Raw genomic sequence first — 24,132 nt, forward strand, 5'->3', positions numbered from 1 at the left:
CACTGGCGTTAGGAGGGCGACTCGTGCTCCGAACGGAGCGACGTGCCCTCGATGACTTGGCCATCGGAAAGGGTCAGACAGCGATCGCACGCGACCATGATGTCGGGCCGCTGGGTAATCAAGATCAGCGTCCAATGGTGACGCTTGTCACACATCGAGGAGACGATTCGCGCGCGAACGTCGTCGTCCAGCGCCCCGAGGGACTCGTCGAGAATCAAGAGTCGCGGGCGGGCGACAATGGCTCGGGCGATCATCAGCCGGCGCGATTGACTTTGGGACAACGGAGCTCCCCCCGTCGTCAACTGGGTTTGCAGACCGTCGTGCAGGTCGCGGACGGTGTCGAGTAGTTCGACCAAGTCGAGCGCTTCGCGGATCTCCTCGGCGTTGATCCCCGGCCGACTGAAGCGAACGTTCTCCTCGATCGACCCGGGAACGATTTCCTCGGTACGCACGACCGCGACGTCCGACCGCAACGATTCGAGATGCAGATCCCGAATGTCCAGCCCATCAAGCTCAATATACCCGCTTGTGGCCGATCGCAAACCGTAGAGCAGGTCGACGATGGTCGTTTTGCCGGAGCCGCTGGCGCCGGTGATCGCGACCGATTCGCCGGAAGCGATCTCGAAACTCGCGTGCGTTAGGACCGGCCGATGGCCGTTGTAGGCAAAGTCGACCTCGCGGAAAGCGACCGTCATCCCATCGGAGCTGTGGCTGATCTGGCTGCCCGCGCTTCGTTCCAGGGGCAAGTCGATCAGGACCCCGAGCTTATCGACGGCCGCCATCATGTTGTAATAGCTCTCGAAGTGCTTGCCGAACTTCGCGAGTGACCCGACCACCGTCGAGACGATCAGTTCCGCCGCGACCAACTGCCCGAGCGTCAGTTGACCCTCGATAACCAGCCAGCCGCCAAGTCCCAGCAGCGACGTCAGCGCGATCGCTTCGAGCGCCAGCGAGAAGGTGATTTGCCGGAAGAGGATCGCGAAGTGACGTCGCCGCGCGAACAGGTATTCCCGGGCCAGGGCATCGGCGCGATGCAGCGCGTGCTCGCGACCTCCGGAGAACTTGAAGGCGGTCGGATGTCGAGCCATTTCCTCGAGCCAGCCGGCGACCGCGTATTTCTTGACCGACTCGTCGATGCTCGTCGACACCGCGCCGCGCCCGATCGTGAAGACGATCAAGCCGATCGCCAGGATCAACACGATGTCGAAACCGAGCAGAAAGGGGTGATATGACGCCAGCACGATCAACCCGATCACCGATTGCAGAATCAGCGAGAGCCCGTCGAGCAGCAGCGAGGCCGCCGACTTCTGGACCGTCATCACGTCGAAGAACCGGTTGACCAACTCCGGCGCGTGGTCGCGATCGGAGACATCGGCGTGCAGACGCGGCAAGCGATAGGCTAGGTCCGCGACGACGCGCAGGAAGATGCGTCGCTGAATCACCTCCACGACGAAGGTCTGGATCGCGCGCAGCGCCGCGGCGAACCCGAGACAGCCTAGGAGCAGGATCGACAGGATGACCAGCGGCTGGCGGAGATTGCCGAACGCGACCGTGTTGACCAAATTCTCCACGGCGATTGGAACCGCCAGCATCAGGACGCCGAAGGCGATCGCGAAGACCATCACGACCCAAATGTCACGCCGCTCCGGCCAGACGAGCTTGAGGGCCCGCTTGAGCGGCGACATCCCATGCCCGTGGCCGTGCTGATCACGCATCGATTCGCAGGGGGTCGCCGACTCGATCAGGACCCACGTCAGCTCCGGGTCGTTCTCGTCGAGGAGGGCCGAGAGGCTTCGGCGAGAGATCCATTTCGCTTTCCCGTCGAAGTCGGGGCCACTCACCTTCACCCGGGCGCCCCGCCGGTCGCTGATGACCAGGAACCCGCCGACACGCGATGGGGTGGGGAGCTTGGAGGAGTAGATCGCCAGGGGAGCGCCCGCTTTGACGAGTTGGATGGCGCGCGCGACCGATCGGTGGATCACCGTCGCCCGCAGGCCGATGATTCCCGCCGCCATCGCGAGCTGACCGGGCCAGGAGCTCACGAGATTCCCTGGGTCGTTGCGCTGCGCCTTTTCGACCGCCTGAGCGATCGAGACGAGGTCATTGGGATCCCCCGACAACTCGGCCAACTCGTCGAGGGCCCGTTCGAGCTCTTCCCGCTCTTGGGGCTGATCGCCTCGTCGCTCGTCGAATCGTGATTCACCTAGGTCCGACATCGAAGGGAATCTCCCGCACGCACTCGGTGGAGCGTCTGGTAGACGACGGTAGTCGTCCACTCGACGTTCGAATTCAGAATGACTCGTTGCCGGCGCCACGCATGTTCTTCCGACCGCGAATCGAACCGCGATCGATGATCCCGATTGCCTGACAAAAGCCTCGTCAGCGATCCTGCACGTGATGCGCCGGGCTGCCCGAACCCGGGCAAGTACTCAAATACGTGTGATGGGCAAAGAGAGAATACGACGAATTCCCGCGACCTCTTCGAACATGGAGGAATCGGCCACGGGGCGAACATCTTGCCCCATCGCGCCAGTTCATCCTATCGCTCGGTCCTCGGTTCGCGGAATTCGGAAACGCCGAAGGAGACCGACTTGACACAGAATCGAACCGCTCGATGCTCCCTTGAGCGTCGACACGAGCCGGGAAGAAGCGAACGGCGAGCCCGCACGACGGACCGAAGCCGACTCCTTCGACGGAGACTGTCAAACGGTCATCCCACGCCAGGCGTCTATCGGGGCGACTGCGAGGAGTGTGCAACTGATGGTCGCCGAGGGTGGATGGGCAAGGTCGGGCGGATGCGTTGTCTTTGATGATTGGGGGGACGCAATGCCTGCTCGGTTGAGACTTGCCCACACCGATTCTCCACTAGATGTCAACAATGCGGGACTCTCAAGGCGATAAATCTCAAGAGCTTCCAATAGGTTTTCGCCTTCCATCTTCACAGGCAAGGACCCGTCATGCCAAATCTCAGTTCGATCGCGGTCCCCGTTTCCATTTTCCTGAGCATTGCGATCTGTACGGCGCCGGCCCGATCGGACTCTGGAACGATTCGCTGGAAGACCGACCTTGAAGAGGCTCTGGTCGAGGCAAACCGGACCAACCGGAATGTTCTTCTCCAAGTCACCGCGACGTGGTGTCACTTCTGTGAGCGGATGCTCGAGGAAACGATGTCCCGTCCCGAGGTGGCCGAAGAGATCAACGCCAACTACGTGCCGCTGCTCATCGACGCGGACGATCATCCCGATATCGTCCGCCGTGTGGGGATTCGCGCCTTCCCGACGACGGTGATCATCGCGCCGTCCCGACGGATCATCGACCGCAATCCCGGCTACAAGACCCCGTCGATGCTGCTCCCCTATCTTGCCCAGCATAAGCCGGAAGTGATGGACTCGCCAGTCGCCCCCGCGTCGACGGCGTTCGCCTCGGCCGAGGCGCCGCTGGCTTACAACGGCTACTGCCCGGTGACGTTGCTCGAGGAGGAACTGCTCAAGGACGGAAAGGGATCGTTGGAGACGACCTACGAGGGAGCGGTTTACCGCTTCGTGACGAAGGCCCATCGCGATCGCTTCAACGCGGAGCCCGATCGCTATCTGCCCGCGCTCGGTGGTCACTGCCCCGTCTGCGGCCATGGCACCGCCGACGGAGCCAAGGGAGATCCCGAGACGGCGACCATCTATCTCGGACGCATTTGGCTGCTCAAGAACATCGAGTGCCAGCGCAAGTTCGTCGAGGACGTGGAGAGCTACTTGCCCGCCGGAATTGAGTTCACCAGCGAGTAAGCCCAAGAAACGAAAGATGCCATCCCGAGAGGGGAGCGTCGGGACATCGCCCCGCACGACTCGCTTCTCGGAATGGCCACTTATCTGCGGAAGAGTGCCCCGATCGCTGAATGCGGCACCCTTCCGGCGGATGAATCACTCCCATCGACCGTTCACGTTAGGTTGCCCCAACGCCCCGCCCGACAGGCCAAGGATCAACGCAGGCTTAGTTGGCCTGGTAGCTTTCCTTGTAGGTCTTCTTCTCGCCTTCGTTGTTGCGGCTCTTGGTGGGAGCGTCGACCATGGCCGGCTCCGAGACCGTCTCGCTGCTGTAGCTCATGACGGGGGTGGACATGCGACGGACGCCAAGGACAACTTCCTTGCCGCCGAAGAGGCCCTTCTTCTTGTAGTAGACGATATCGCCACAGCAGTTGGTGCGGCACTCGGCCTTCTTCCACTTCTTGTTGCAGGGCGAAACGCAGTAGTCGATCGTGCCACAGCTCGAGCAACTGTTGCAGGTGTCACAAGTCGAGCAGGTCGAGCAAGTGTCGCAGGTCGAGCCACAGCTCGAGCAGCTGTCACAAGTCGAGCAGCTATCGCAGGTCGAGCAGCTGTCGCAAGTCGAGCAGCTATCGCAGGTGGAGCAGCTGTCGCAAGAGGTCGTCGCGCAGCAGCTATCGCAGGTGGGCGCACAGCAATCAGCCGACTTCTTGCAACCCATGGCGGCCGAAAGACCGACCAAAAGAATCGTTCCGTACATGTAAATGGTCCCTCCCCAATAAAAGGGAACCGCGTTTTGCGACCGCGGTGAACTACGTGAAATTTACCCATCCGATCGGATCGGGAGCAATCTACACCGCATCGGAGCGAAATCAATGAATCGAGGGGTGAAAACGCGTGCCATTCGTCTTGATTTACACAAGTGTCTAGCGGCTCAACGGTTTATGAAGGAGGAAGTAATCCGCTTTTTCGTCAAAATCGTTAAAGTCGGAACCTCGCGCTGACAGCGGTTGGTCATGTCAGCCCCGTTTCACTCCCCCTCTTCCCGCCCCGTGCGACAGGTGTGCTCGCCCAATTTCTCCCGGATTTTAACCCAGGTAAAACGGTCTCAGCCGAATCGCCCCGTCACGAAGTCGTTGGTTTCCGCGAGCCGCGGTCGAGTGAAGATCGTACGCGTCGGCCCGAACTCGAGGATCCGCCCCAGGAACATGAATGCCGTAAAGTCGCTCGTTCGCGAGGCTTGCTGCAGATTGTGCGTTACCAGCAGGATCGAGTAGGACCCCTTGAACTGCTCGAGCAGATCCTCGATCTTCGCCGTCGCGATCGGATCGAGTGCCGAGCAGGGCTCGTCCATTAGCAGGATCTCCGGCTCGGCAGCGATCGCGCGGGCGATGCAAAGACGCTGTTGCTGGCCCGCGGAGAGTGTCAGTGCGTTGTCACGAAGCCGATCCTTGACCTCGTCCCAGAGCGCCACTTTGCGCAGGCTGCTCTCGCACGCCTCGTCCAGACGGCGCCGCTGCCGGATGCCATCGATGCGCAGCGGGTAGACAACGTTCTCGTAGACGCTCTTGGGAAAGGGGTTGGACTTCTGAAAGACCATGCCCATGCGCTTGCGCAGCGCGATCACATCGACCGATGAGTCGTAAAGTGGGGCGCCGTTGAGACTCATCTGCCCGGAGACATGACTTTCGTCGGCCAGATCGTTGAGTCGATTGACGCAGCGCAGCAGCGTCGACTTGCCGCAGCCGGACGGGCCGATCAGCGTGGTGATCTTTCCGCGGGGGATTGGCATGCGGATGTCGGTGAGGACCTGTTGACGGCCATACCAGAAGTTGAAGTGCTCGATCGCCAGCACGGGATCTTCCCGCAGCGCCTCTTCGTGGGTCACCGTCGAGATCGGTTCTCCACGTTCGATGGCGGCGAGGAGATCGTTGTCGCCGTGAGGATCGGGGGAGCCAGGGGTCTTCTTAAGCATCGGTACCGATCGCGAGTCCTGAGGGGTGCGTCCCGGTGACGGCGACAGGCGGCCACCACCGATCATCGCCTACAGCTCCCGCACCGCGAGGCGTTGTCGCCAACGCGAACGCAGAGCGATCGCGACCATGTTGAGGCTGATCACGATCACCAGCAGCACCAGCGCCGTCGCGTAGAGCAGGGGTCGGGTCGTCCAGTGGTCGTCTGTCTCAAATGCCAAGTTATAGACGTGGAGTCCCAAATGCATGAACTCTTGGTCAAGTTGTAGTTGGGAGAAGGTCTCGTTTCCCTCGGAACCATGGGTCATCGTCACCGCTCCGACGAGCATCAATGGCGCCACCGCGGCCGCCGCCCGGGCGATCGCCAGCAGCGTTCCGGTCGCGATTCCGGGTAGGGCATAGGGAAGAATGACCCGCTGAATCGTCTGCCATTGACTAGCCCCGCAAGCGTACGAGGCTTGCCGCACGGAACTGGGGACCACCGCGACCGCGTCCTCGGTCGACACGATTACCACCGGCAACGTCAGCAGCGCCAGCGTGCAGCCGGCCCAAAGAAGTCCTCCCTTGCCGAACGTCGGCCAGGGAAGGGAGTCGGCGAACCACAACGCGTCGAGCGCCGGCCCGATCGTGTCGCAGAACAGAAGCAGCCCAAAGACGCCGAAGACGATACTCGGGATCCCCGCGAGGTTCCGGATTGTGATCCGAAGGCAGAACCGCAACGTCGGGTTGCGGGTGTACTCGCGTAGAAAGAACGCGGCCATGACGCCGACCGGAACGACCAGGACCGTCATGATCATCGTGACGGCGAGGGTTCCCACGATCGCCGGGTAGATCCCACTCTGTTGCACCGAGTCGCCGGCGCCCGTCGTGAGGAACTCCTTCCAGCGCTCGCAGGATGTCACCACCGCACTGAGGAAACCCGCTTGGTTGGGAGCCGAACCCCGAACGATGTCGACCAGAGCGAGATTCCACGTCGTCCCATCCGTTCCTTTCACGATCATCCGGTAGCGTTGAGTCGAGGCCTCGACCTGGGCGAGTCGTTCGCGGAGTCGGTCGAGTTCCTTGTCCGACTCGCTGCGCGCGTAGGCGAGAGCCTCCTCGGCGTCGTCGACCGCCTGGGGACTCGCTTGGGATCGTGCCCGCGCCGCGGCGAGCTCCCGGCGCTTGCTCGCGAGGAGGCGATCGACATCCGCCAAGACGTTGTCCTTTTCCCGTTGGGCGTCGCGCCGTTGTTGTCGGACCTCACGATGGCGGGTCTCGAAGAGCGGCCAGATTCTCGCCGGCTCGTCGGCGATCAGGGTCGACTGCTCGTAGAAGGCGGTCGGCGTTCCAAAGAGGCGGACGTTCCCTCCGAGATCAATCGCGACCGCCCAGGGATCGATCGTTTGGCTTGCGATCGCGCGTCGCGGCAACCGCACGATCCCCGAGTCCGAAGAGGATGGCGAGGGCGATCGGTTCGACACGCGAAGGATCATGTCGCCGATCGTCTCGGGGTCGGAGGCCGACCGGGACGCCACGATGAGATCGCGTCGCGCCGACGCGGTGGGCGAGGCGTTCCACGAGAGGACTTCGCCGAGATAGGCGCGCCCGTCGGTCATTGACAGGCGCACGATCGGCTTGGGCCAGAACGCGAACAGGCCATGGACTAGGAGGAGTCCCAAGAGCCCGCCCACCGACAGCACGACCATCGCCAAGGCGCCGCCGGTCAGCCAGTGCATCGGCTCGGCGGCGGGCATGCCCAGGATGCCGACCCGGGCCGCGTCTCGGCTGACGCAAGCGCGCTCCTCGTCGCCGGCGGAAGTCGGAGTCTCTTGGTGGCTAGTCATCGCCGCCCGTACCTCCCGCGAAGTCGGAGGCGGATCAGTTCCGCGATCGTGTTGATCGCGACCGTCAGCAGGAGCAGCAGCAACGTGGCGAGCACGAGAACCCGAAAGTGATTGGAGTCCGGGATCGCGCTCGGCATCTCGAGGGCGATGTCGGCGGTAAGCGAACGAAGGCCCTCGAAGACGTTCCAACTCGTCAATGGCTGGTTGCCGGTCGCCATGAGGACGATCATCGTCTCGCCCAGGGCTCGTCCCAGGCCGATCAAAAGGGCGGACGCCAACCCGCTCATCGCGACCGGAGCGACGATATGCACCGCGGTCTGCCATGGGGTCGCCCCCGAGCCGAGCGAGGCCGCGCGCCAGTGATGGGGAACCGAGGAGAAGGCCTCTTCGGCGATCGAGAAGATTGTCGGAACGATGGCGATGCCAAGCACGATCCCCACGAGGAACGCGTTGCGATCCATGTAGGGGCCGAGGAACGCCCCCCGAGGATCGAACTCAAGGCTGGTCATGGCCCACGCGATGCCAAATGCCAACGACCAGGCGACAACCGCGCCTCCCAGGAATCGGGCCAGGTTGCCGAGCGCGTCGCGGCGCGGCTTGGGAAACGTGGTTCGTCGCGCCGGGCGATAGACGAAGCATCCGACGACCACCGACGTCACCACCGCGCTGGCCGGCAACAACAAGAGTAACCATGCGCCCGTCGCGCTCCCGCGAGTCCCGTCGAGCCAAGCGATCGTGTCTCCGGCGAAGAGCCACGATTCGAGGAAGTTGCCGACCGGTATCGCCAGGACTCCGCCGACAGCGAGGAGGAGACCGATCACGACGAAGCGCCAACGCGAGACCGCACTCGCCCAAGCTTTGGGAAGCAGCGGTTGGAGGTGGGCGCCGACGAGCACCGCGATCGGGATGGTCGCCAGGGCCGCGAGAAACGCCGCCAAGTGCGCCGCGGCGAACGGTATCACGAAGACGATCGCGACGAGCCCGAAGACGACGCTCGGAATGCTCGCGAGCAGGTCGATCGCCGACCGAACGCTGCTCCGGGCCGACCGTTTGAGATACTCGCTGGTGTAGATCGCGGAGAGAATCGCTAGCGGGGCTCCGAAGAGGATCGCGCAAAGGGCCGCCTTGATCGTTCCAAAAAAGAGCGGGAATAGGCCGAACCGCGACCACGTCGGTTCGATGTCTCGCGTGGAGGATCGGTCGGGGAGGTTCGCCGTCGCCGCATCGACCCAAACCGGGACGAAGAGGGAACTGAGCTTGCCCGAGGGAACGCCGTCGGCCATGTTCCAATACCAGAAGGCGTCCATCGTCAGGGCGCAGAGCCCGTCGCCGTGGGGAGCGATCGCGAGCGTTTGGATCGAACGCTGGTTGTCGGTCGAGAGACGAGTCACGAGTCGCCCGGTCGCGAGGTGCATGAGGGCGACGGTCCCATCCTGGCAACCAACCGCGAGCAGCGTTCCCCCCGGAAGCGTCGTCATGCTCGTCACGGGCGATCCCAAACTCGGCAGCGGATGGAGGGCGAGCGAGCCACCCTCGCGGTTCGACTCGCGCCAGCGACGAACGCGGCCCAGGGAGTCGCCCGAGACGAAGGAACGACGCTCCGAGAGAGAGAGCATCGCCGTCAGGGTCGCGTCACTTTGCCGATCGCCTCCGACGAGATTGGCAAGTTCGGGGGGCGCCAGGTCACGCAAGGAAGCCGTGTTCCAACGCAGCGAGTCGCCACTGCGCCACCCGACAAAGAGCGAGGCACCGTCGCTGCTCAAGAGAAGCTGGGTCGGAGTCCCTCGTTCGGCGTTCGCGTCCGCGCTTAGCGGAAGTCGTCGTTCGATCGATCCCTCACGCAAGATCACCGGCCCGGTTTCACTCAGCACGGCGAATCGAGGCTCGTCGTGAGATCGAGCGATCGCGACCAGCGAAATGGGGATGTGGGGAGAGAAGGCGATCGGATTGTCGAGCGTCATGACGAAGTCGGTCGACTCGAAACGCTTGCGATCGAGACGTCGAACCAACCCTTTCCGCCAGACCGCCGACTCGCCGACCGGCAGGCTCGCGAGTCCCTCGGGCAAGTTCTCCGGAGAATGCACCTGGCGCTGGAAGCTCAGATGGCCGACTTGAGCGGTGCCGTCGTCGAACCCGAAGATCGCCTCGCGTCCGTCGGAGGTGAAGGCGGCACATGTCAGTTTCCGGTTGGGAAAAGCCTTCCACGTGTTGACCGCGTCCCCGTTGTCGGTTCGAAACGCGCAGATCGTTCCCGTCGAGAGGATCGCGGCGCCGAGTTGACGACGATCGTCGAGGATCAGATGGATCGGTCGCGTCACCGACCAAGCGTGCGTCGACGCGACGACCGGTTTTTGTCCCGACTGGGAGATGAGTGGATAGATGGTCGCGGCCAGGAGCACGAGCATGAGACCGAGAACGACGAAGACACCCAGACCACAAGCGGAGATGAGCGTTCGAGCAATTCGGTCGTACCACGCCGAGCGTTTGCGGAGGTGAATTCCCCCTCGTCGATACGTGGTGCCATCCATGCTTGCTCCAGACCGGGCGGGCCTCGCCGCGTCGCGTCGGCTCGTGTCCTGGTTGGTTGGCTCGTCACCAAACGGTGCTTGAGTGCTCTGCCCGCGTTGGCGGTGGGGATCCGGGAAACGCCGCTGAGTCGTCAAGCTCTCGCAGGATCAGGGTACACGATCTCGGGTGGCAAGTCGGCCAACCAGGACAAGAATACTCTGTACCAACTTGACGTTTGTCCGGGTGTCGCCCCAACCCTCTGACGCTGGCCGAGAAACAGCCAGCGGCCCCCTCAAACAATCTAAACGCAAACGAACCACTAGCGACTACGCCGAAAGAGCTTGCGACAGCGGCGCCGGAAGAGACGCCGAACGCGAGGACTGCGCTCTTGGCAGGAACAATCGTCGATGATGATGATCTCGCAGGGGCAAGACTCGTCGAGCATTTGGCTCCCCTGGCTGGGCGATGGCTCGATCGTCTCGGGAGCCTCGTCCTTGCTGGCCTTGGAGGGGGCGGGATCCTCCTTGGACGGCGGAGTCGGCGCCGGCTTGGTCGGTTCCTGGGCCTTGGGGGGAGCCTCCATCTTCTTGAGGGGCTTCGGCTTGGCCGGAGGAGTGACCGGTGCGGGTCGTTTGGTCGTCGATGGCGGAGGCGCCGCTGATTTGGTCGGCGCGGGAGCCTTGGCCGGAGCCTTCATCTTCGGGGCTTTGGCCTGCGCGGTCGACGACCTCTTCGGAGCCTTCACCGCGGGTTTCTTCGGCGGTTGAGAGGTCGCGTTCGGATCCTTCGGCGGCGTCGCCATCGTGATCCCGATCCGCTTGAGAACTTCCGAGGCGGACTGATAGCCGATGGGAAGGTAGCCCGCGGTGATGACCTCGTTCTGACCTTGCTTGCTGAAGACGTACTCGAGGAACGCGGCTTCGACTGGCGGGAGCTTGGTTCCCGACTTCTCCTTGACCATCAGCAGCACGAACCCGGCCAGGGGATATGTTCCGGAGTAGACGTTCTCGGAGGTCGGGTCGACCGGTTTGTCGGACTGTTCCCGGGCCAGCGCGAGGGCGCGAACGTTGGGGTTGCTGACGCTGAAGTTCGCGTACCCGACCGCGTCCTTGTTCTCGGCCACTGCGTCGAGCACCGCCAAGTCGTTGCGCTCGATGCGGACATTCTTGGCGAACTTCCCGTTGCAGAGCGCGTGATCCTGAAAAAACGTGTAGCTGCCATCGCGTTCGCTTTGGCCGATCAAACGAATCGGCTCCTTCGCCCACGCGTCCTTGGCTCCGACGTCGCCCCAAGTGGTGGCCGCCTTCGTCGCCCCGCATGCGCGGTCGCTCGAGTACATCGCGTCGACTTGGGAGATGGTCAGCGACTTGGTCGGGTTGTCCTTGTTGACGAAGAGGACGAGTGTGTTGACCGCCGAGGGCATCGCGATCGGGTCGTAGCTGAACTTCGCCTTGAACGCCTTCATCTCGCTGTCGGTCATCGGGCGATTGATGGCGACGATGTCGGCTTTGCCGTCGATGAATTCTTTGACCGCGTTGGTGGCGCTGTTGCCGACGAAGTTGAACTTCGCGTCGGGGTTGAGTTCGTTGAAGTCCTTCTCCCAGAAGACGAGCAGGGGGCGAAGGGCGACCGGGCTGGAGATGGTCAGTTCGCCGCGGAGTCCGGGAGTCGACGTCACGCTCGGGAGCTGATCGTCGACTTCGATGCGTTTCTCCGTGCTGTTCGACTTCGGGGCGTCGCTGGCTTGCTTCTTCGTGTCCTTGCTCTTTGTCGCGTCCGCCTTTTCCGGCTTGGCGGGCGTCCTAGGAGTGGCGCTCTTACCAGCGTCGTCGTTCTTCGCCGGGGCCGGGGGAGCGTTCTTAACCGGTTTCTCTTGAGAGAACGCAAAGGGTGTCGAAGACACGGCGAGAAGCGTCCCCACGCCTAAGAACGCGGCTAAGAGGAGGCTGAGTTTCCCGGCTCGTCGTCGGTTCTTCCCGCGGTGGTGGTCACTGGTCGTCAGTCGTTGATGCTTCGATGTGGTCGGTCGAATCGAGAGGATTCGTGTTGGCATGATCTCCCTTCTCCTCGCGCTGCCCGAGTGGTCCAATCGCGCGGGATCGCGGCGATGGCGACACTTCTCCGGGGACGCGCGATCTTCAAAACGTGGGCCGAAATTACCCTATGGGTTGGAAGGCGAGATTCATGAATGGTTCGACAATCGACCAGAATATGAAGAAGCCTTCATCTAGCGTTCGGCCGCTGTCGTTATGGGAAAACGTGTCCGCGTAGGCGATACCCCACGCCGCGGACCGTTTCGATCAGCGAGGCTCGCTGGCCGAATTTCCGTCGGAGCGATCGGATGTGAACATCGATGCTGCGCTGCATCGTCGAGGAGTCGGTTCCGACGCAGATCTTCAAGAGATCGTTGCGTCCGAAGACCTTGCCGGGGTGACAGACAAGATGCCAGATGATGTTGAACTCCGTCGGCGTGACCGAGAGTTCCTTCCCGTCGAGCGTGACCCGATAGCTGACGCGGTCGATCTCGATGCCCTGGCTCGTCGCCATGTCGCCGGCGGGATCGTGTAGCTCCGGGCGGCGAAAGCGAGCCCGAATGCGTTCGACCAGCGCCCGGGTGCGGAAAGGACGTTGGACGAAGTCGTCGGCGCCCATCCGGAAGCTGAGGACCTCTTCGGCTTCATCGTCGCGACCGGAAATGACCATCATCGGGGCGATGCGCAAGCGGGGCTTTTGCCGGATCTCACGACAGATGTTGACGCCCATCGTTCCGGACTGGTCGAGGTCGACGAGGATGAGGTCGGCTTCGTCGTCGCTGATCTGGACGGGGCCGGTGAACCGTCGCCGGTGGAGAAGCGTATTGAAGCCCTCCTTGTCCAGGCCATCGCGGAGACGCAGGACGTCCTCCGTCCCGTCGCCGAGGATAAGGATCGACTTGTTGCCCATGGGGACGCCTCGTTTCGCTTCGGGGGAGCGGAAGAGATCTTCGCCGGCGGGCTGGGGGGGCCGGTGCGGCTAGGTCCGATGCCAGGTCGGCACGGCGGCATCGTTTCCGTCTCCGAATTCTTCCGTGACGAGGTCGGTTTTATCGAGGAACTGGAAAGATTTGGACAAGAACGGATGAAGGTAGGGTGAATTTTGCCCCCGATGCGCCCGAAACGTTCTCGAATCGGGCGGTTTTGGGGGCAGTTTGGTCGAACGTTGACGCGTTCGTCTTCTGAAACGTGGCGCCAACGCGCCGAGTAGCGGCTCGTCATCGACGCGCTCATCATCGCGGTTGCGCGTGCCGCTATCCGGCGTACTCGGCTTCGAACGCGCTGATCTTCTCTTCGCTTTGAAGCGTGATGCCGATCTCGTCGAGCCCCTCAAGCAGCGACTTGCGGCGATAGTCGTCCACCTCGAAGCTGAGCGTGTGGTCGTCATCGACCTCGATGGTGTTGGTGGTCAAGTCGACGGTGAAGCGATGCCCCTCCTTCGCGTGGACGCGACGGAAGAGGTCGTCGACCGTCTCGTGCGCAAGGGTGATCGGCAGCATCCCGTTCTTGAAGCAATTGTTGTAGAAGATGTCGGCGTACGACGGGGCGATGATCACACGGAAGCCGTACTCGCTGAGCGCCCAGGGAGCGTGTTCGCGCGAGGAGCCGCAGCCGAAGTTCTCCCGAGCCAGGAGGATGCTCGCCCCCTTGTAGCGAGGTTCGTTGAGGACGAAAGCGGGGTTGGGCGTCAAGTTGTCGTCGAGATAGCGCCAGTCGAAGAAGCAGAACTGGCCGAAGCCGGTGCGCTCGATGCGCTTGAGGAACTGCTTCGGGATGATCTGGTCGGTGTCGACGTGGGCTCGATCGAGGGGGGCGACGAGGCCCTGATGGACGCGAAATGGTTCCATGTCGTTCAATTCCTCGCAAAAGGCAGTGATGATTCGTGGTCAGTGGCGCCGCGCGTTGGACACGGGGCGAAACGCGGGCGCTCCTGCGCTCGCGCGCCTTGGTGGTCACTGGCTGACGAGCAGCCCGTGGAAACCAACCGTTCACGGGGCGGCGTTAGTTCCAGTCGCGGATGTCGACGAAGTGCCCCTCGATCGCGGCCGCGGCGGCCATCGACGGGCTGACCAAGTGGGTCCGCCCACCCTTGCCCTGGCGACCTTCGAAGTTCCGGTTGGAGGTCGACGCGCAGCGCTCTCCCGGTTCGAGCACGTCGGGGTTCATCGCCAGGCACATGCTGCATCCCGCCTCGCGCCACTCGAAGCCAGCCGAACGGAAGACGTCCGCGAGCCCCTCGGCCTCGGCCTGTTTCTTGATGTGTTGCGATCCGGGCACCACCATCGCGTGAACGTGCGAGGCGACCCGCTTGCCGTCGAGGACTTTCGCCGCGGCCCGAAGGTCCTCGATGCGGGCGTTGGTGCACGAACCGATGAAGACGCGATCGAGCCGGATGTCGGTGATCGGCGTTCCCGCCTTCAGGCCCATATAGGCCAGGGCGTGCTCGACGGTCTTCTGCTCGACCTCCGCGGTGAAGTCGCCGGGGGAGGGAACGTTTCGGGTCACGTCGGCAACCATCGCCGGCGTCGTCCCCCACGTCACTTGGGGAGCCAACGCGGCCACGTCGATGGTGACGGTCTTGTCGTAGACGGCGCCTTCGTCACTTTGGAATTCCTTCCAGCGAGCGACCGCTTGCTCAAAGTCCTTCGGGGCGAACTGGCGTCCCTTGATGTACTCGAACGTCGTCTCGTCGGGAGCGATCATCCCGGCGCGGGCCCCCCCTTCGATCGACATGTTGCAGACGGTCATCCGCTCCTCCATCGACAACGCGCGGATGCACTCGCCGGTGTACTCGAGGACGTAGCCGGTGCCGCCGGCGGTCCCGATGGTGCCGATGATGGCGAGGACGAGATCCTTGGCGGTGACCCCAGGGGAGAAACGCCCGTCGCAGCGAATCTCCATCGTCTTGGCCTTTGATTGCAGTAGGCACTGAGTCGCGAGGACATGTTCGACCTCGCTGGTGCCGATACCGAACGCCAGAGCACCGAACGCGCCGTGGGTCGAGGTGTGACTGTCGCCGCAGACGATCGTCATGCCCGGCTGCGTCAGGCCCAGTTCGGGGCCGATGACGTGAACGATGCCCTGGTGCTCGCTGTTGAGGTCGTAGAGCGTGACGCCGAACTCCTTGCAGTTGTCGGTGAGGGTCTGCATCTGCTGCTTGGCGATCGGGTCGAGAATGGGCAGGGAGCGGTCGGTCGTGGGGACGTTATGGTCCATGGTGGCGAAGGTCCGCCCCGGTTGGCGCACCTTGCGTCCCGCCAGACGCAGTCCTTCGAACGCTTGCGGGGAGGTGACCTCGTGAACGAGCTGAAGATCGATGTAGAGTAGCGCGGGGCGACCCGATTCCTGATGCACAAGGTGGGTGTCCCAGATCTTCTCAAACATGGTGCGGGCTGGCATCAACTTGCCTCGTCTTTTCTCTCGTCGTGCGAGCTGGCGTAACTCCCCGTGCCAACCGAGGCCGGGGCAAACGGTCTCCGTGCTTGTTGAGCACGGGGCAAACGGTCTCCGTGCTTGTTGAGCACGGGGGCATCCTGGTATTTCGATCTTCCTCGCCGTTCGGGTGCCACCGGCTGCTTGCCAGCCAGTGGCGACGGACAGGCTGCTTGCCAGCCAGTAGCAACGGGTTCGGCTCCGGGATCAACGCACGGACAGCCGTCGGGATCGATCGTCTCCGGGATGGATCGCGTGTGTTCTGCTCATGATATGGCCGCCACGCGTCAAAGAAAGTCCCACGGAGCCCCCAGTTGGGCCGCGGTTCCCGAGCCCGCCGAGTTGTGGGTAGGGACGCACGCTCGGGAGGAGAGGTTCACGGGCGACATTGGACACCACCATCGTTGCCATACGAACCGGGTGTCGGTGGGCGGCGCGGGTTGATCGTCCATCCGCGTTCGCGTTGCGGATAAGAGGCCCGAGGGAGTTGGCAGTTTCCGTGGTTGTTGCGGAGGCCCCCTCTAACTCCCCCTTTTCGGGTACCCCCGGTTGCTTCGCTACCGGGGCCGACGCAGTCGGCTGGAAGTCTCAAAGCAACGGCGGTCAACAAGCGGTGACGGCCCCGAAGGAGAACTGCTGCCGAAGACTCAGCCTCGACAGCAAGCGATCCTCGGACCAAGACCTCCAGCGGCTTCGCCGCACCGGTAGCACAGCAACCGGTGCTCCCCCTGGGAAGACAGGGAAGAGACCCCCTCTATCTCCCCCTTTTTCGGGTACCCCCGGTTGCTTCGCTACCGGGGCCGACGCAGTCGGCTGGAAGTCTCAAAGCAACGGCGGTCAACGAGCGGTGACGGCCCCGAAGGAGAACCGCAGCCGAAGACTCCGCCTCGACAGCAAGCGATCCTCGGACCAAGACCTCCAGCGGCTTCGCCGCACCGGTAGCACAGCAACCGGTGCTCCCCGTGGGAAGACAGGGAAGAGGCCCCCTCTATCTCCCCCTTGGGCAAGGGGGAGCAATCGGACTGCCCCTTGGGCAAGGGGGAGCAATCGGACTGTCCCTTGGGCAAGGGGGAGTGGACGAGAGACGAACGGGGAGCGAACGGCATGCCTCCTACGGGGCGGGCCAGCCTTCGTTGCCGATCAAGCGGACGAATCGGCAGTCGCATAGTTCGGTGGCATGGACTTGGCCGTCGACCTTGGTGAACCGCGTCAGCTTTTGGACATCGGACTTGCCGAAGGGAATGACGAGGACACCTCCCTCGGCGAGCTGCCCGAGGAGACTCTCGGGGACCTCGGGGGCCGCCGCGGTGACGATGATCCGGTCAAAAGGGGCTTGGTCGGGCCAGCCGATAGTCCCGTCGCTGACCTTGAAGCGGACGTTGCGAAACCCGAGTCCGGCGAGCAATGTCTCCGACTTCAGCGACAGTTCGGCCAGCCGCTCGACGGTGAAGACCTCTCCCGCGAGGGTGGCGAGGATGGCGGTCTGGTAGCCGCTGCCGGTGCCGATTTCCAGCACGCGATGATGCGCCTCCAACGCGAGGGACTCGGTCATCAGGGCGACGATGTAGGGCTGGGAGATGGTTTGGCCGCTGCCGATGCCGAGGGCCTCGTTGGCGTAGGCGCGGTGTTGGCTCATCGGCGGGACGAAGAGTTCGCGGGGGACGTGGTCGATGGCCGAGAGGACGCGATGGTCGCGAATCCCGTCGCGCTGGAGCTCGCGAATCAGGTCCGAGCGTTGGTCGGCGAATGCCTCGGTGTCGGCCATGATCGACCCTCAATCGGTGACCCTTGAACCGGCCCGGAAGTCTTTCACTTGCAGTTCGACTTCCTTGAAGCCACGAAACTCGTTGACGATGGGACTGAAGACGACGCAGCACTTGCCGTTGTCGCTGGCGAGTTCCTCGGCCCGATCGGCCATGCCGAAGGCGATCGCTTTCATCGCCTTGCCGTTTTGCCGCACCCGAAAGCTCAAATGCCTTCCCCCGCCGCCGACGCATTTGGGCTCGCCGACCAACTGCAGGTCCGTGGCGAGCATCACGGGAGAGGGGTTCGACAGGCCAAAAGGCTCCATCACCGCCAGCGACCGAATCAAGTCGTTGGTCAGCGTGTGCAGGGGAACTTCGACGTCGATCCGCAGCACCGGCACACGCTGTTCGGGCAGGATCCGACGATCGGCCACCTCGGTGAAACGCTCGCGAAAGGCGTCGATTTTCTCAGGCGTGATTCGCATTCCCGCGGCCATCGCGTGACCGCCACATGTGAGCAGATGCTCTTGGCAGTGCGTCAGCGCTTCCTGAATATCGAAACCGGGAATCGACCGGGCCGACCCGCTGCCGAGTTCCTCGGAGAGAGCGATCAGGATGCAGGGCCGATGGAAACGCTCCACCATCCGGCTGGCGACGATGCCGACGACGCCCGGGTGCCACTCCTCGCTCGCGAGGACGATCGCCGCGAGGTCACCCTCCTCGCCGACCATCTCCTCGTGGAGCTTCTTCGCTTCGGTGAAGACGCGTCGTTCGAGGGTTTGCCGATCCTTGTTGGCGGTCTCGAGGTACGCGGCCAACTCGTTGGCGCGGGAAGGATCACCGGTTGTCAGCAGTTCGATCCCAAGCCGAGCTTGCCCGAGTCGGCCACAGGCGTTCAGTCGCGGGGCCAGCGTGAAGGCGACATCGCCGACCCCGAGTTGCGATTTCTCGGTGAGGCCGCAAATCCGCATCAGTCGCTGGATCCCAAGCGTTGGCGAACGCTGGATCGACTGCAAGCCGTGATGGACGATGACGCGGTTCTCGTCGCGCAGCGGCACGACGTCGGCGATGGTGGCAAGCGCGACCAGCCCCAGGGCTTCGAGCAGGAACCGTTGAAAGATCTCTCCCACGCGCTGTTGGCCGGTGTAGCGACGGGCGAATTGCCACGCGAGCTTGAACGCGACCCCCGCGCCGCAGAGCTCGCCGAAGGGATACTCTGATCCGGGCAGTCGCGGATGCACGACGGCATCGGCCTCGGGCAGGCTCTCCTGGAATTCGTGGTGGTCGGTGACGATGAACTCGAGCCCCAGTTCGCGGGCACGCCGCGCTTCCTCGACGCTGGTGATGCCGCAGTCGACGGTGATGACCAGGTCGATCCCCTCCTCGCGCAGCCGCTGAAGCGAATCGAGATTGACGCCGTAGCCCTCCTCGAGCCGGTCGGGCACGTAGAAGCGGGGCTGCACGCCCGCCAGTTTGAGGCAACGCAACAGCACGGCCGTTCCGCACATGCCGTCGACGTCATAGTCGCCGTAGATGAGGATGTTCTTGTTGGCGGCGACGGCCTCATGCAGACGCTCGGCGGCGTCGACGGCGCCGGGCAGGCTTTCGGGATCGTGCAGCGAGGAGAGCTGACGCTGCAGGAAGCGACGGGCGTCCTCCGGTTTCTCGACGCCGCGATTGGCGAGCAAGTGCCCCACGACGGGGTGGACGCGCAGCGACTCGGCGAGCGAGAAGCCCGCTTCGCGACGATCGGGAGAGAGAATCCAACGGCGAGACATCGACCATCCAATGGCGAACGATTGACGGAGGCTACTGGGGCGACGATTCCAACTCGAAGTGGAACGTCTCCCCATAGCGTGACACATCGACGGCTAACTTGCTTTGATCGTTGTATTCAGGCGGGATGATTTGGTCTTTGACCGCGATCCGTCGGCCGGGTTTGAACTCGTCGGGCTCGGTCCGTCCGCGGTGTTCGTACGCCTGGATCGAGACGCGACTCTTGCCCGGCGTCGGGCCCTTGGAGGCGGGAATGGTAAAGGCTCCCGCTCGAATCGGCGCGATCCCGCTGAGCCCCGGGGTGATCGGGTCGAAGTAAATGACGCCTTCCTCGACGGCGCGACCATCGAAGGTCACAGTCCCTTGGATCGGCACCCGGCGCCCTTGCCCGCACCCGGAGCACACGAGGATCGCGAACGGAAGCAGGAGTCGTCGAGCGGTACGCGCATCCATGGTGGTGTCCCTGGCGGAGCCGCTTTGGCAGACCGTCGGACGATTCGATGCCGGCTTCGAACGGTCCTCTCGGCTGACTCCGACGTCGAAGAACTCGGCCCCACGTCGCTCGTTGCCATGATACCCGCCGCGTGTGCCTCCGGCCATGCGCCGCGGGAAATCGGGATCGGGGGATTGGCGTTGGATCCGTCTAAGAACACCGCGGGTGTCGTCCGCCCCGACTGGTCGGTGATCGGAGATACTCGTGGCTTCACGTAAGAGAGACCGGACTTTTGGTTTTGAGCGATGTAGTCAAAGCGTCGCAAGCGAGGTGAGTGTCCAGCAACTGGCGCCGGATCGATTCGGCCAATTTCGGCTCTTGGGCGAGGGCGACGAAGGAGTTGAGTAGGCAGCGCTCTTGGGGCTCGCCTTCGACCACTTCGCGACTCGCGACTCCGGCGATCTCGTGCACGAAAAAGCGACTGCGCGTCCGCTCCAGCGGTGCGAAGAGGTCGTCGCAGACCGTCGAGGTTCTCTCCCCGGCCAACTCCAGCCATTGTCTGCCGCTTGTCACGTCGCCGACGTCGAAGCTGGCGTGGCCGCCACTGGGAAAGCGGAGAACCGCGGAGAGCTGGGTTCCCTTCTCCGAACGCGTTTCGGTCGCGTAGATCTCGCTGGGCCGCTCGCGAAAGAAGATCCGCAGGAGTCGCACGCAGGCCCAGCAGCACGCCGACACGTCCGGGAACTGGGACAGGACGTCGGCACTGAGGGCTAGGGTCGCGCGAACAATGGGTCGGCCTGGCTCGGCGTGCCAGTGCGAATAGATTCGCGCGGTTCGCGGATGATGCAGCCACGGGCAGAGATCGAGCAAGACGGTCCCATGCTCGCGGGATAGGGCGATGACCGACACCCACCTCTTCAGATCGGTGGTCGGCGACGGAAGGAAGAGCACGTGACGGCCGCTTTCGATCTCCTCGAGCGCCCGGCGTCCGCGATCGACGGGCTCTCCCCCGATGAAGGCGGCCGGGAAGACATCGTCGCTCTTGCCCACCATCGCGGGCACGATCCAGTCCGGCAGCGGATCGGAACCTTTCCAGTCGATCAATCGTTTCATGGCGATGGGCAGATCCAATGCGTCCAGTTGGCGTCCGCCCCGATTCTAGCGAGTGATGGTGCCGAAGTGACTATTGCTCCGCCAAGATCTGGCTTTTGGGTGCCATTGGCCGACATTCAAGTTGGACCGGACCACCACTGGTCGGTACCGCTCTAGCAGTCCTGTTTGGTGAATTCATTGACCAAAAGACTCTTGGGTGCCATGACCACGCTTGAGCCACCAAGGGGGCCGACCGCCGTGCGCGTCAGGCAATAGCCTGACCTACGGTTGGACGAACTCGATACGGCAGCTCTTGCTGACCTCTCCCCTGTGGGAGAGGTCGTCGAGCGAAGCGAGACGGGTGAGGGGATGAAATGCCTGACCTGCGGTTGGTCGAACGGCATGCGTCAGCTCTTGCTGACCTCTCCCCGTGGGAGAGGTCGTCGAGCGAAGCGAGACGGGTGAGGGGATGAAATGTGTCGTGTATCGAGGCGTTTCGTTGGAAGAGAACCCCCTCACCCCTAACCCCTCTCCCACAGGGAGAGGGGAACAAGAGGCTCACTCTCCCACAGGGAGAGGGGAACAAGAGGCTCACTCTCCCACAGGGAGAGGGGAACAAGAGGCTCACTCTCCCACAGGGAGAGGGGAACAAGAGGCTCACTCTCCCACAGGGAGAGGGGAACAAGAGGCTCACTCTCCCACAGGGAGAGGGGAACAAGAGGCTTGGGGCCTTGATGAACCGCTACGCCGATTTCGCCAGACCGTCGGAGAAGACGATTTGGTTGCGCCCGCTTCGTTTCGCGATGTAGAGAGCGTCGTCGGCTTTGAGCAAAAGTTCGTCGGCGTCGCGGGCATCCCAGGGAACCGAGGCGATCCCGCCACTGATCGTGATCTGGGAAAGGACTCGGCCATCCTCGGAGGTGAGGCGGAGATGCTCGGCTTCCCGGCGAAGACGCTCGGCGTACTGGCGAACCTCGTGCGGATGGTCGCCGGTCGGCTTGGCGCGATCGTCGCAAAGAAGGACGGCGAACTCTTCTCCGCCGTAGCGACAGACGATGTCCTCGGAGCGAAAGATCGACTGCATCAACTCGCCGATCAAGCGCAGGACACGATCGCCAACCGCGTGTCCCCAACTGTCGTTGAACTTCTTGAAATGATCGACGTCGAGCATCAGCAAGCTCATCGGCCGGGGGGAGGGCTCCGCGAGCGCCTGCCGTAGGCAACGACGAAGGAAGCGGCGATTGTAGAGGCCCGTCAATTCATCCCGGTCGGCTTCCGCCCGCGCCCGTTCCATCGTGACGTGGCAATTGATGAGAAACCCGAAGCGGCGAACCAGGTGGACAAGTTGCTCCTGCAAGTCCGGCGTCAACGCGTCGGGCGAGATGGGAACGACCTCGACATCTCCCAGCAGATCGTGACTCCCCTCGATCGAGACATTCCTGGCGTCGGTGTTCGCGTCTCTGGAGTCGCGAGGGGACGCGGCGGTCACCAGGACCTCCGAGACGTCCTGGCTGCTCGCGTCGGCGCGGTAGTAGCGATCGAAACCACGTGTGTCGGTGAGCCGAATTGTGCATTCGCGGATGGGAAAGCCTTCGACGATCCATTGCCCCAGAACGCGTGCGAGTCCCGACATCGTCAGCCCCGAGGCGACGATGGCATCGAGAGCCTCGAAACGGCTCCGAACGGTCTGTTCGGTCGCTGGTGGCGAACTTGAGAGCTGTCGCGACACTCGCTTCCTCGCAGTGAGTCTCATTGGAGGCGGCCGAGAGAGCTACGGGAGAAACGGGGAGAGAGTGGCCGCTGGGGAGCACGTCCTCGACGTCGACACTTCATGCGCGGGATCTGTAACAGAACGGCGGGACGACGCAAGCGGACCTTGATGCAGCCTTCTCCAATCGTTTCAAACCATCAGTCTTGCACTCGTCCATGGTCGTTTGGTCCAGATTGGGGACATGATTCGCTCACGGAGAGAGTGCCCGGTCGGCGACGGCTGGCATGGACGAGGGGGAGGAAGCCGTGCGGGCCGGGTAAGGGGTGCGAGTCAGGGAAGTCGTTCCGGTTGTAGCGACTAATCCTGTCGCAACGGTTAGTTGGAACCGGGGTGATCTCTTGACACGGCGTCGGACCCACCTAGCCTGGAATTGGGCGCTTCGTTGCAAGGGTCGATCCGCGGAAGGAGAGACCCCATCATCTCGGAGGAACTACAGCCATGCGTCGGCATCATCTTTTATCGTGTTTCGCGGCCGCTTTGTGTGCCCTCGGCACGACCTCGAAGGCGGAAGCGGGTTGGACGGCGGTCGTCGAGACTAGCTACTACACCCCGGCCGCGGCGACCTATGTCGCGCCGACGGTGACCAGCTACTACGTCCCCGCGACGTCCTACTATGTCGCTCCGTCGGTCAGCTACTACGCGGATGCCGCCCCGGCGGTCTCCTACTACACCGCCCCGAGTGTCTCCTACTACACCACGCCGAGTGTTTCCTACTACACCGCGCCGGCCCCCGCGGTCTCGTACTACACTGCCCCAACCCCCGCGGTCTCCTATTACACCGAAGCTGCCCCCGCGGTCTCGTACTACACCACCCCGACCGTCAGCTACTCCGTCCCCGCGACGAGCTACTATGTCGCGCCGACGGTAAGCTATTCGGTGCCGGCAACGACGAGCTACTACGTGGAGCCGGCCGTCTCGTACTACACTCCCGCGGCGACAAGTTACTACGTCGCTCCGGCGGTCAGCTACTACTACACGTTTTAGCTGTCGGTTGATTCAAGTCGGCAGCGACTCGATCAACGGGCTGCAAGGCTTCGCTGACGGTCGAACTTGCGAGGGGCGCTTGACGCCCTTGGCACAATGACTCTGGGGAACCGGCCCGTGCGGTTCCCGTCCCTGGGAAGTACTCACCGACGGAGAGGCGAGGAGTCAAGCATGCGGCATCTCATGATGATGGGCTTGGTGTTGGGCGGTCTTCCAGCCGCGGCTTCGGCTCAGGTGGTCTACGTCCAGCCAACGGTCGTCGCCCCGGTCTGGCAACCGGTTGTTCAGCCGGTCCAGGTCGTACAGCCGGCGCCGGTCAGATACTACGTCCCGGCGGTCCAAGCGGCTCCCACCAAGCCGCCGACGACCCAGATCGAGCGATACTACTACTCCGGCACCTCGCCGAGCCTCTATCCGCCGACGGTGAAGTCCCAGCGGGTTTCGATTCCGGGTGAGGTGATCATCCGCGAGTACCGCTACGTCTCGCCGACCGACGAGGAGGAAGAGGCTTCGCTTGAGGACGTTGAACTCTCCCCGGCTCCGAAGAAGCCCGAGAAGCTCGGCATGCCGACGCCCGAGGAGGCCCTGGAGGCGAAGCCGAACGAGAAAGCCGAGGCGAGCGAGCCCGAAGAGCCCAAAACGGATGAATCTGGCGCGAAATCGGGCCCATCGGCGCTGAAAACGGATGATTCCGGAGCGAAATCGGTCCAAAACTGATCGATTTCGAGCGTTTGGTGCGCGAACGAGCCGCTGGCTGACCCTTCCTTGAGGTGGATGGGGTCGACCGGCGGCTTTCTTCAT

The 24,132-nt window shown here is 63.2% G+C and carries 17 protein-coding genes; 3 read left to right on the plus strand and 14 right to left on the minus strand.

The window, feature by feature from the left end; translation table 11 throughout:
• Window positions 1-8 precede the first annotated feature (8 nt).
• Complete coding sequence (locus tag Pan216_RS04315) at window positions 9-2,216, minus strand: peptidase domain-containing ABC transporter (RefSeq protein ID WP_419193250.1); 2,208 nt, start codon at window positions 2,214-2,216, stop codon at window positions 9-11.
• Between the two features lie 741 nt (window positions 2,217-2,957).
• Between Pan216_RS04315 and Pan216_RS04320 the strand changes: the two genes are divergently transcribed.
• Window positions 2,958-3,779: a DUF255 domain-containing protein gene (locus tag Pan216_RS04320; protein WP_145255312.1), complete on the plus strand. Its 822-nt coding sequence runs from the start codon at window positions 2,958-2,960 to the stop codon at window positions 3,777-3,779.
• 205 nt (window positions 3,780-3,984) lie between these two features.
• On the opposite strand, the gene Pan216_RS28055 is transcribed toward Pan216_RS04320, so the two are convergent.
• The 13 genes from Pan216_RS28055 to Pan216_RS04385 all read right to left on the minus strand — a co-directional run bounded on the left by Pan216_RS28055 (window position 3,985) and on the right by Pan216_RS04385 (window position 22,305).
• Entirely contained in the window at window positions 3,985-4,518 is a 534-nt protein-coding gene (locus Pan216_RS28055; protein ID WP_419193251.1) for a hypothetical protein, read from the minus strand.
• A gap of 348 nt (window positions 4,519-4,866) precedes the next feature.
• The gene (gene pstB, locus Pan216_RS04330) at window positions 4,867-5,733 is read right to left on the minus strand and encodes a phosphate ABC transporter ATP-binding protein PstB (protein WP_145255318.1); all 867 of its coding nucleotides are present in this window, start codon (window positions 5,731-5,733) and stop codon (window positions 4,867-4,869) included.
• Window positions 5,734-5,802: 69 nt separating this feature from the next.
• Complete coding sequence (gene pstA / locus Pan216_RS04335; RefSeq protein ID WP_145255321.1) at window positions 5,803-7,557, minus strand: phosphate ABC transporter permease PstA; 1,755 nt, start codon at window positions 7,555-7,557, stop codon at window positions 5,803-5,805.
• Window positions 7,554-10,085 (minus strand): ABC transporter permease subunit, encoded by a 2,532-nt coding sequence (locus Pan216_RS04340; protein ID WP_145255324.1) that lies wholly within the window; start codon window positions 10,083-10,085, stop codon window positions 7,554-7,556. The genes pstA and Pan216_RS04340 overlap by 4 nt, the downstream gene beginning before the upstream one ends.
• 299 nt (window positions 10,086-10,384) lie before the next feature.
• Window positions 10,385-12,118, minus strand: a complete 1,734-nt coding sequence (locus Pan216_RS04345; RefSeq protein ID WP_145255328.1) for a PstS family phosphate ABC transporter substrate-binding protein — start codon at window positions 12,116-12,118, stop codon at window positions 10,385-10,387.
• Window positions 12,119-12,312: 194 nt separating this feature from the next.
• Entirely contained in the window at window positions 12,313-13,008 is a 696-nt protein-coding gene (locus tag Pan216_RS04350) for a winged helix-turn-helix domain-containing protein (protein ID WP_145255331.1), read from the minus strand.
• A 343-nt stretch (window positions 13,009-13,351) separates the two neighbouring features.
• A complete protein-coding gene (gene leuD, locus Pan216_RS04355) occupies window positions 13,352-13,945 on the minus strand; it encodes a 3-isopropylmalate dehydratase small subunit (RefSeq protein WP_145255334.1) in 594 nt (197 codons plus the stop codon).
• Between the two features lie 154 nt (window positions 13,946-14,099).
• Window positions 14,100-15,497 carry a 3-isopropylmalate dehydratase large subunit gene (leuC, locus tag Pan216_RS04360; protein WP_145255337.1) on the minus strand — a complete coding sequence of 466 codons (1,398 nt, stop codon included), beginning with the start codon at window positions 15,495-15,497 and terminating at the stop codon, window positions 14,100-14,102.
• Window positions 15,498-16,641: 1,144 nt separating this feature from the next.
• Window positions 16,642-17,295 carry a protein-L-isoaspartate(D-aspartate) O-methyltransferase gene (locus tag Pan216_RS04365; protein WP_145255340.1) on the minus strand — a complete coding sequence of 218 codons (654 nt, stop codon included), beginning with the start codon at window positions 17,293-17,295 and terminating at the stop codon, window positions 16,642-16,644.
• A 9-nt stretch (window positions 17,296-17,304) separates the two neighbouring features.
• Window positions 17,305-19,053 (minus strand): single-stranded-DNA-specific exonuclease RecJ, encoded by a 1,749-nt coding sequence (gene recJ, locus Pan216_RS04370; RefSeq protein ID WP_145255343.1) that lies wholly within the window; start codon window positions 19,051-19,053, stop codon window positions 17,305-17,307.
• Window positions 19,054-19,084: 31 nt separating this feature from the next.
• A complete protein-coding gene (locus Pan216_RS04375) occupies window positions 19,085-19,504 on the minus strand; it encodes a hypothetical protein (protein ID WP_145255346.1) in 420 nt (139 codons plus the stop codon).
• Between the two features lie 250 nt (window positions 19,505-19,754).
• Window positions 19,755-20,597: a hypothetical protein gene (locus tag Pan216_RS04380; RefSeq protein ID WP_145255349.1), complete on the minus strand. Its 843-nt coding sequence runs from the start codon at window positions 20,595-20,597 to the stop codon at window positions 19,755-19,757.
• Window positions 20,598-21,318: 721 nt separating this feature from the next.
• Window positions 21,319-22,305, minus strand: coding sequence for a GGDEF domain-containing protein (locus Pan216_RS04385; protein WP_419193252.1), 987 nt, complete (start codon window positions 22,303-22,305; stop codon window positions 21,319-21,321).
• Between the two features lie 480 nt (window positions 22,306-22,785).
• Between Pan216_RS04385 and Pan216_RS04390 the strand changes: the two genes are divergently transcribed.
• Window positions 22,786-23,331: a hypothetical protein gene (locus Pan216_RS04390; RefSeq protein ID WP_145255355.1), complete on the plus strand. Its 546-nt coding sequence runs from the start codon at window positions 22,786-22,788 to the stop codon at window positions 23,329-23,331.
• A 171-nt stretch (window positions 23,332-23,502) separates the two neighbouring features.
• Window positions 23,503-24,048, plus strand: coding sequence for a hypothetical protein (locus Pan216_RS04395; protein WP_145255358.1), 546 nt, complete (start codon window positions 23,503-23,505; stop codon window positions 24,046-24,048).
• The last annotated feature ends 84 nt before the right edge of the window (window positions 24,049-24,132 follow it).

This window comes from Kolteria novifilia (genome assembly GCA_007748055.1).
Taxonomy (GTDB): domain Bacteria; phylum Planctomycetota; class Planctomycetia; order Kolteriales; family Kolteriaceae; genus Kolteria; species Kolteria novifilia.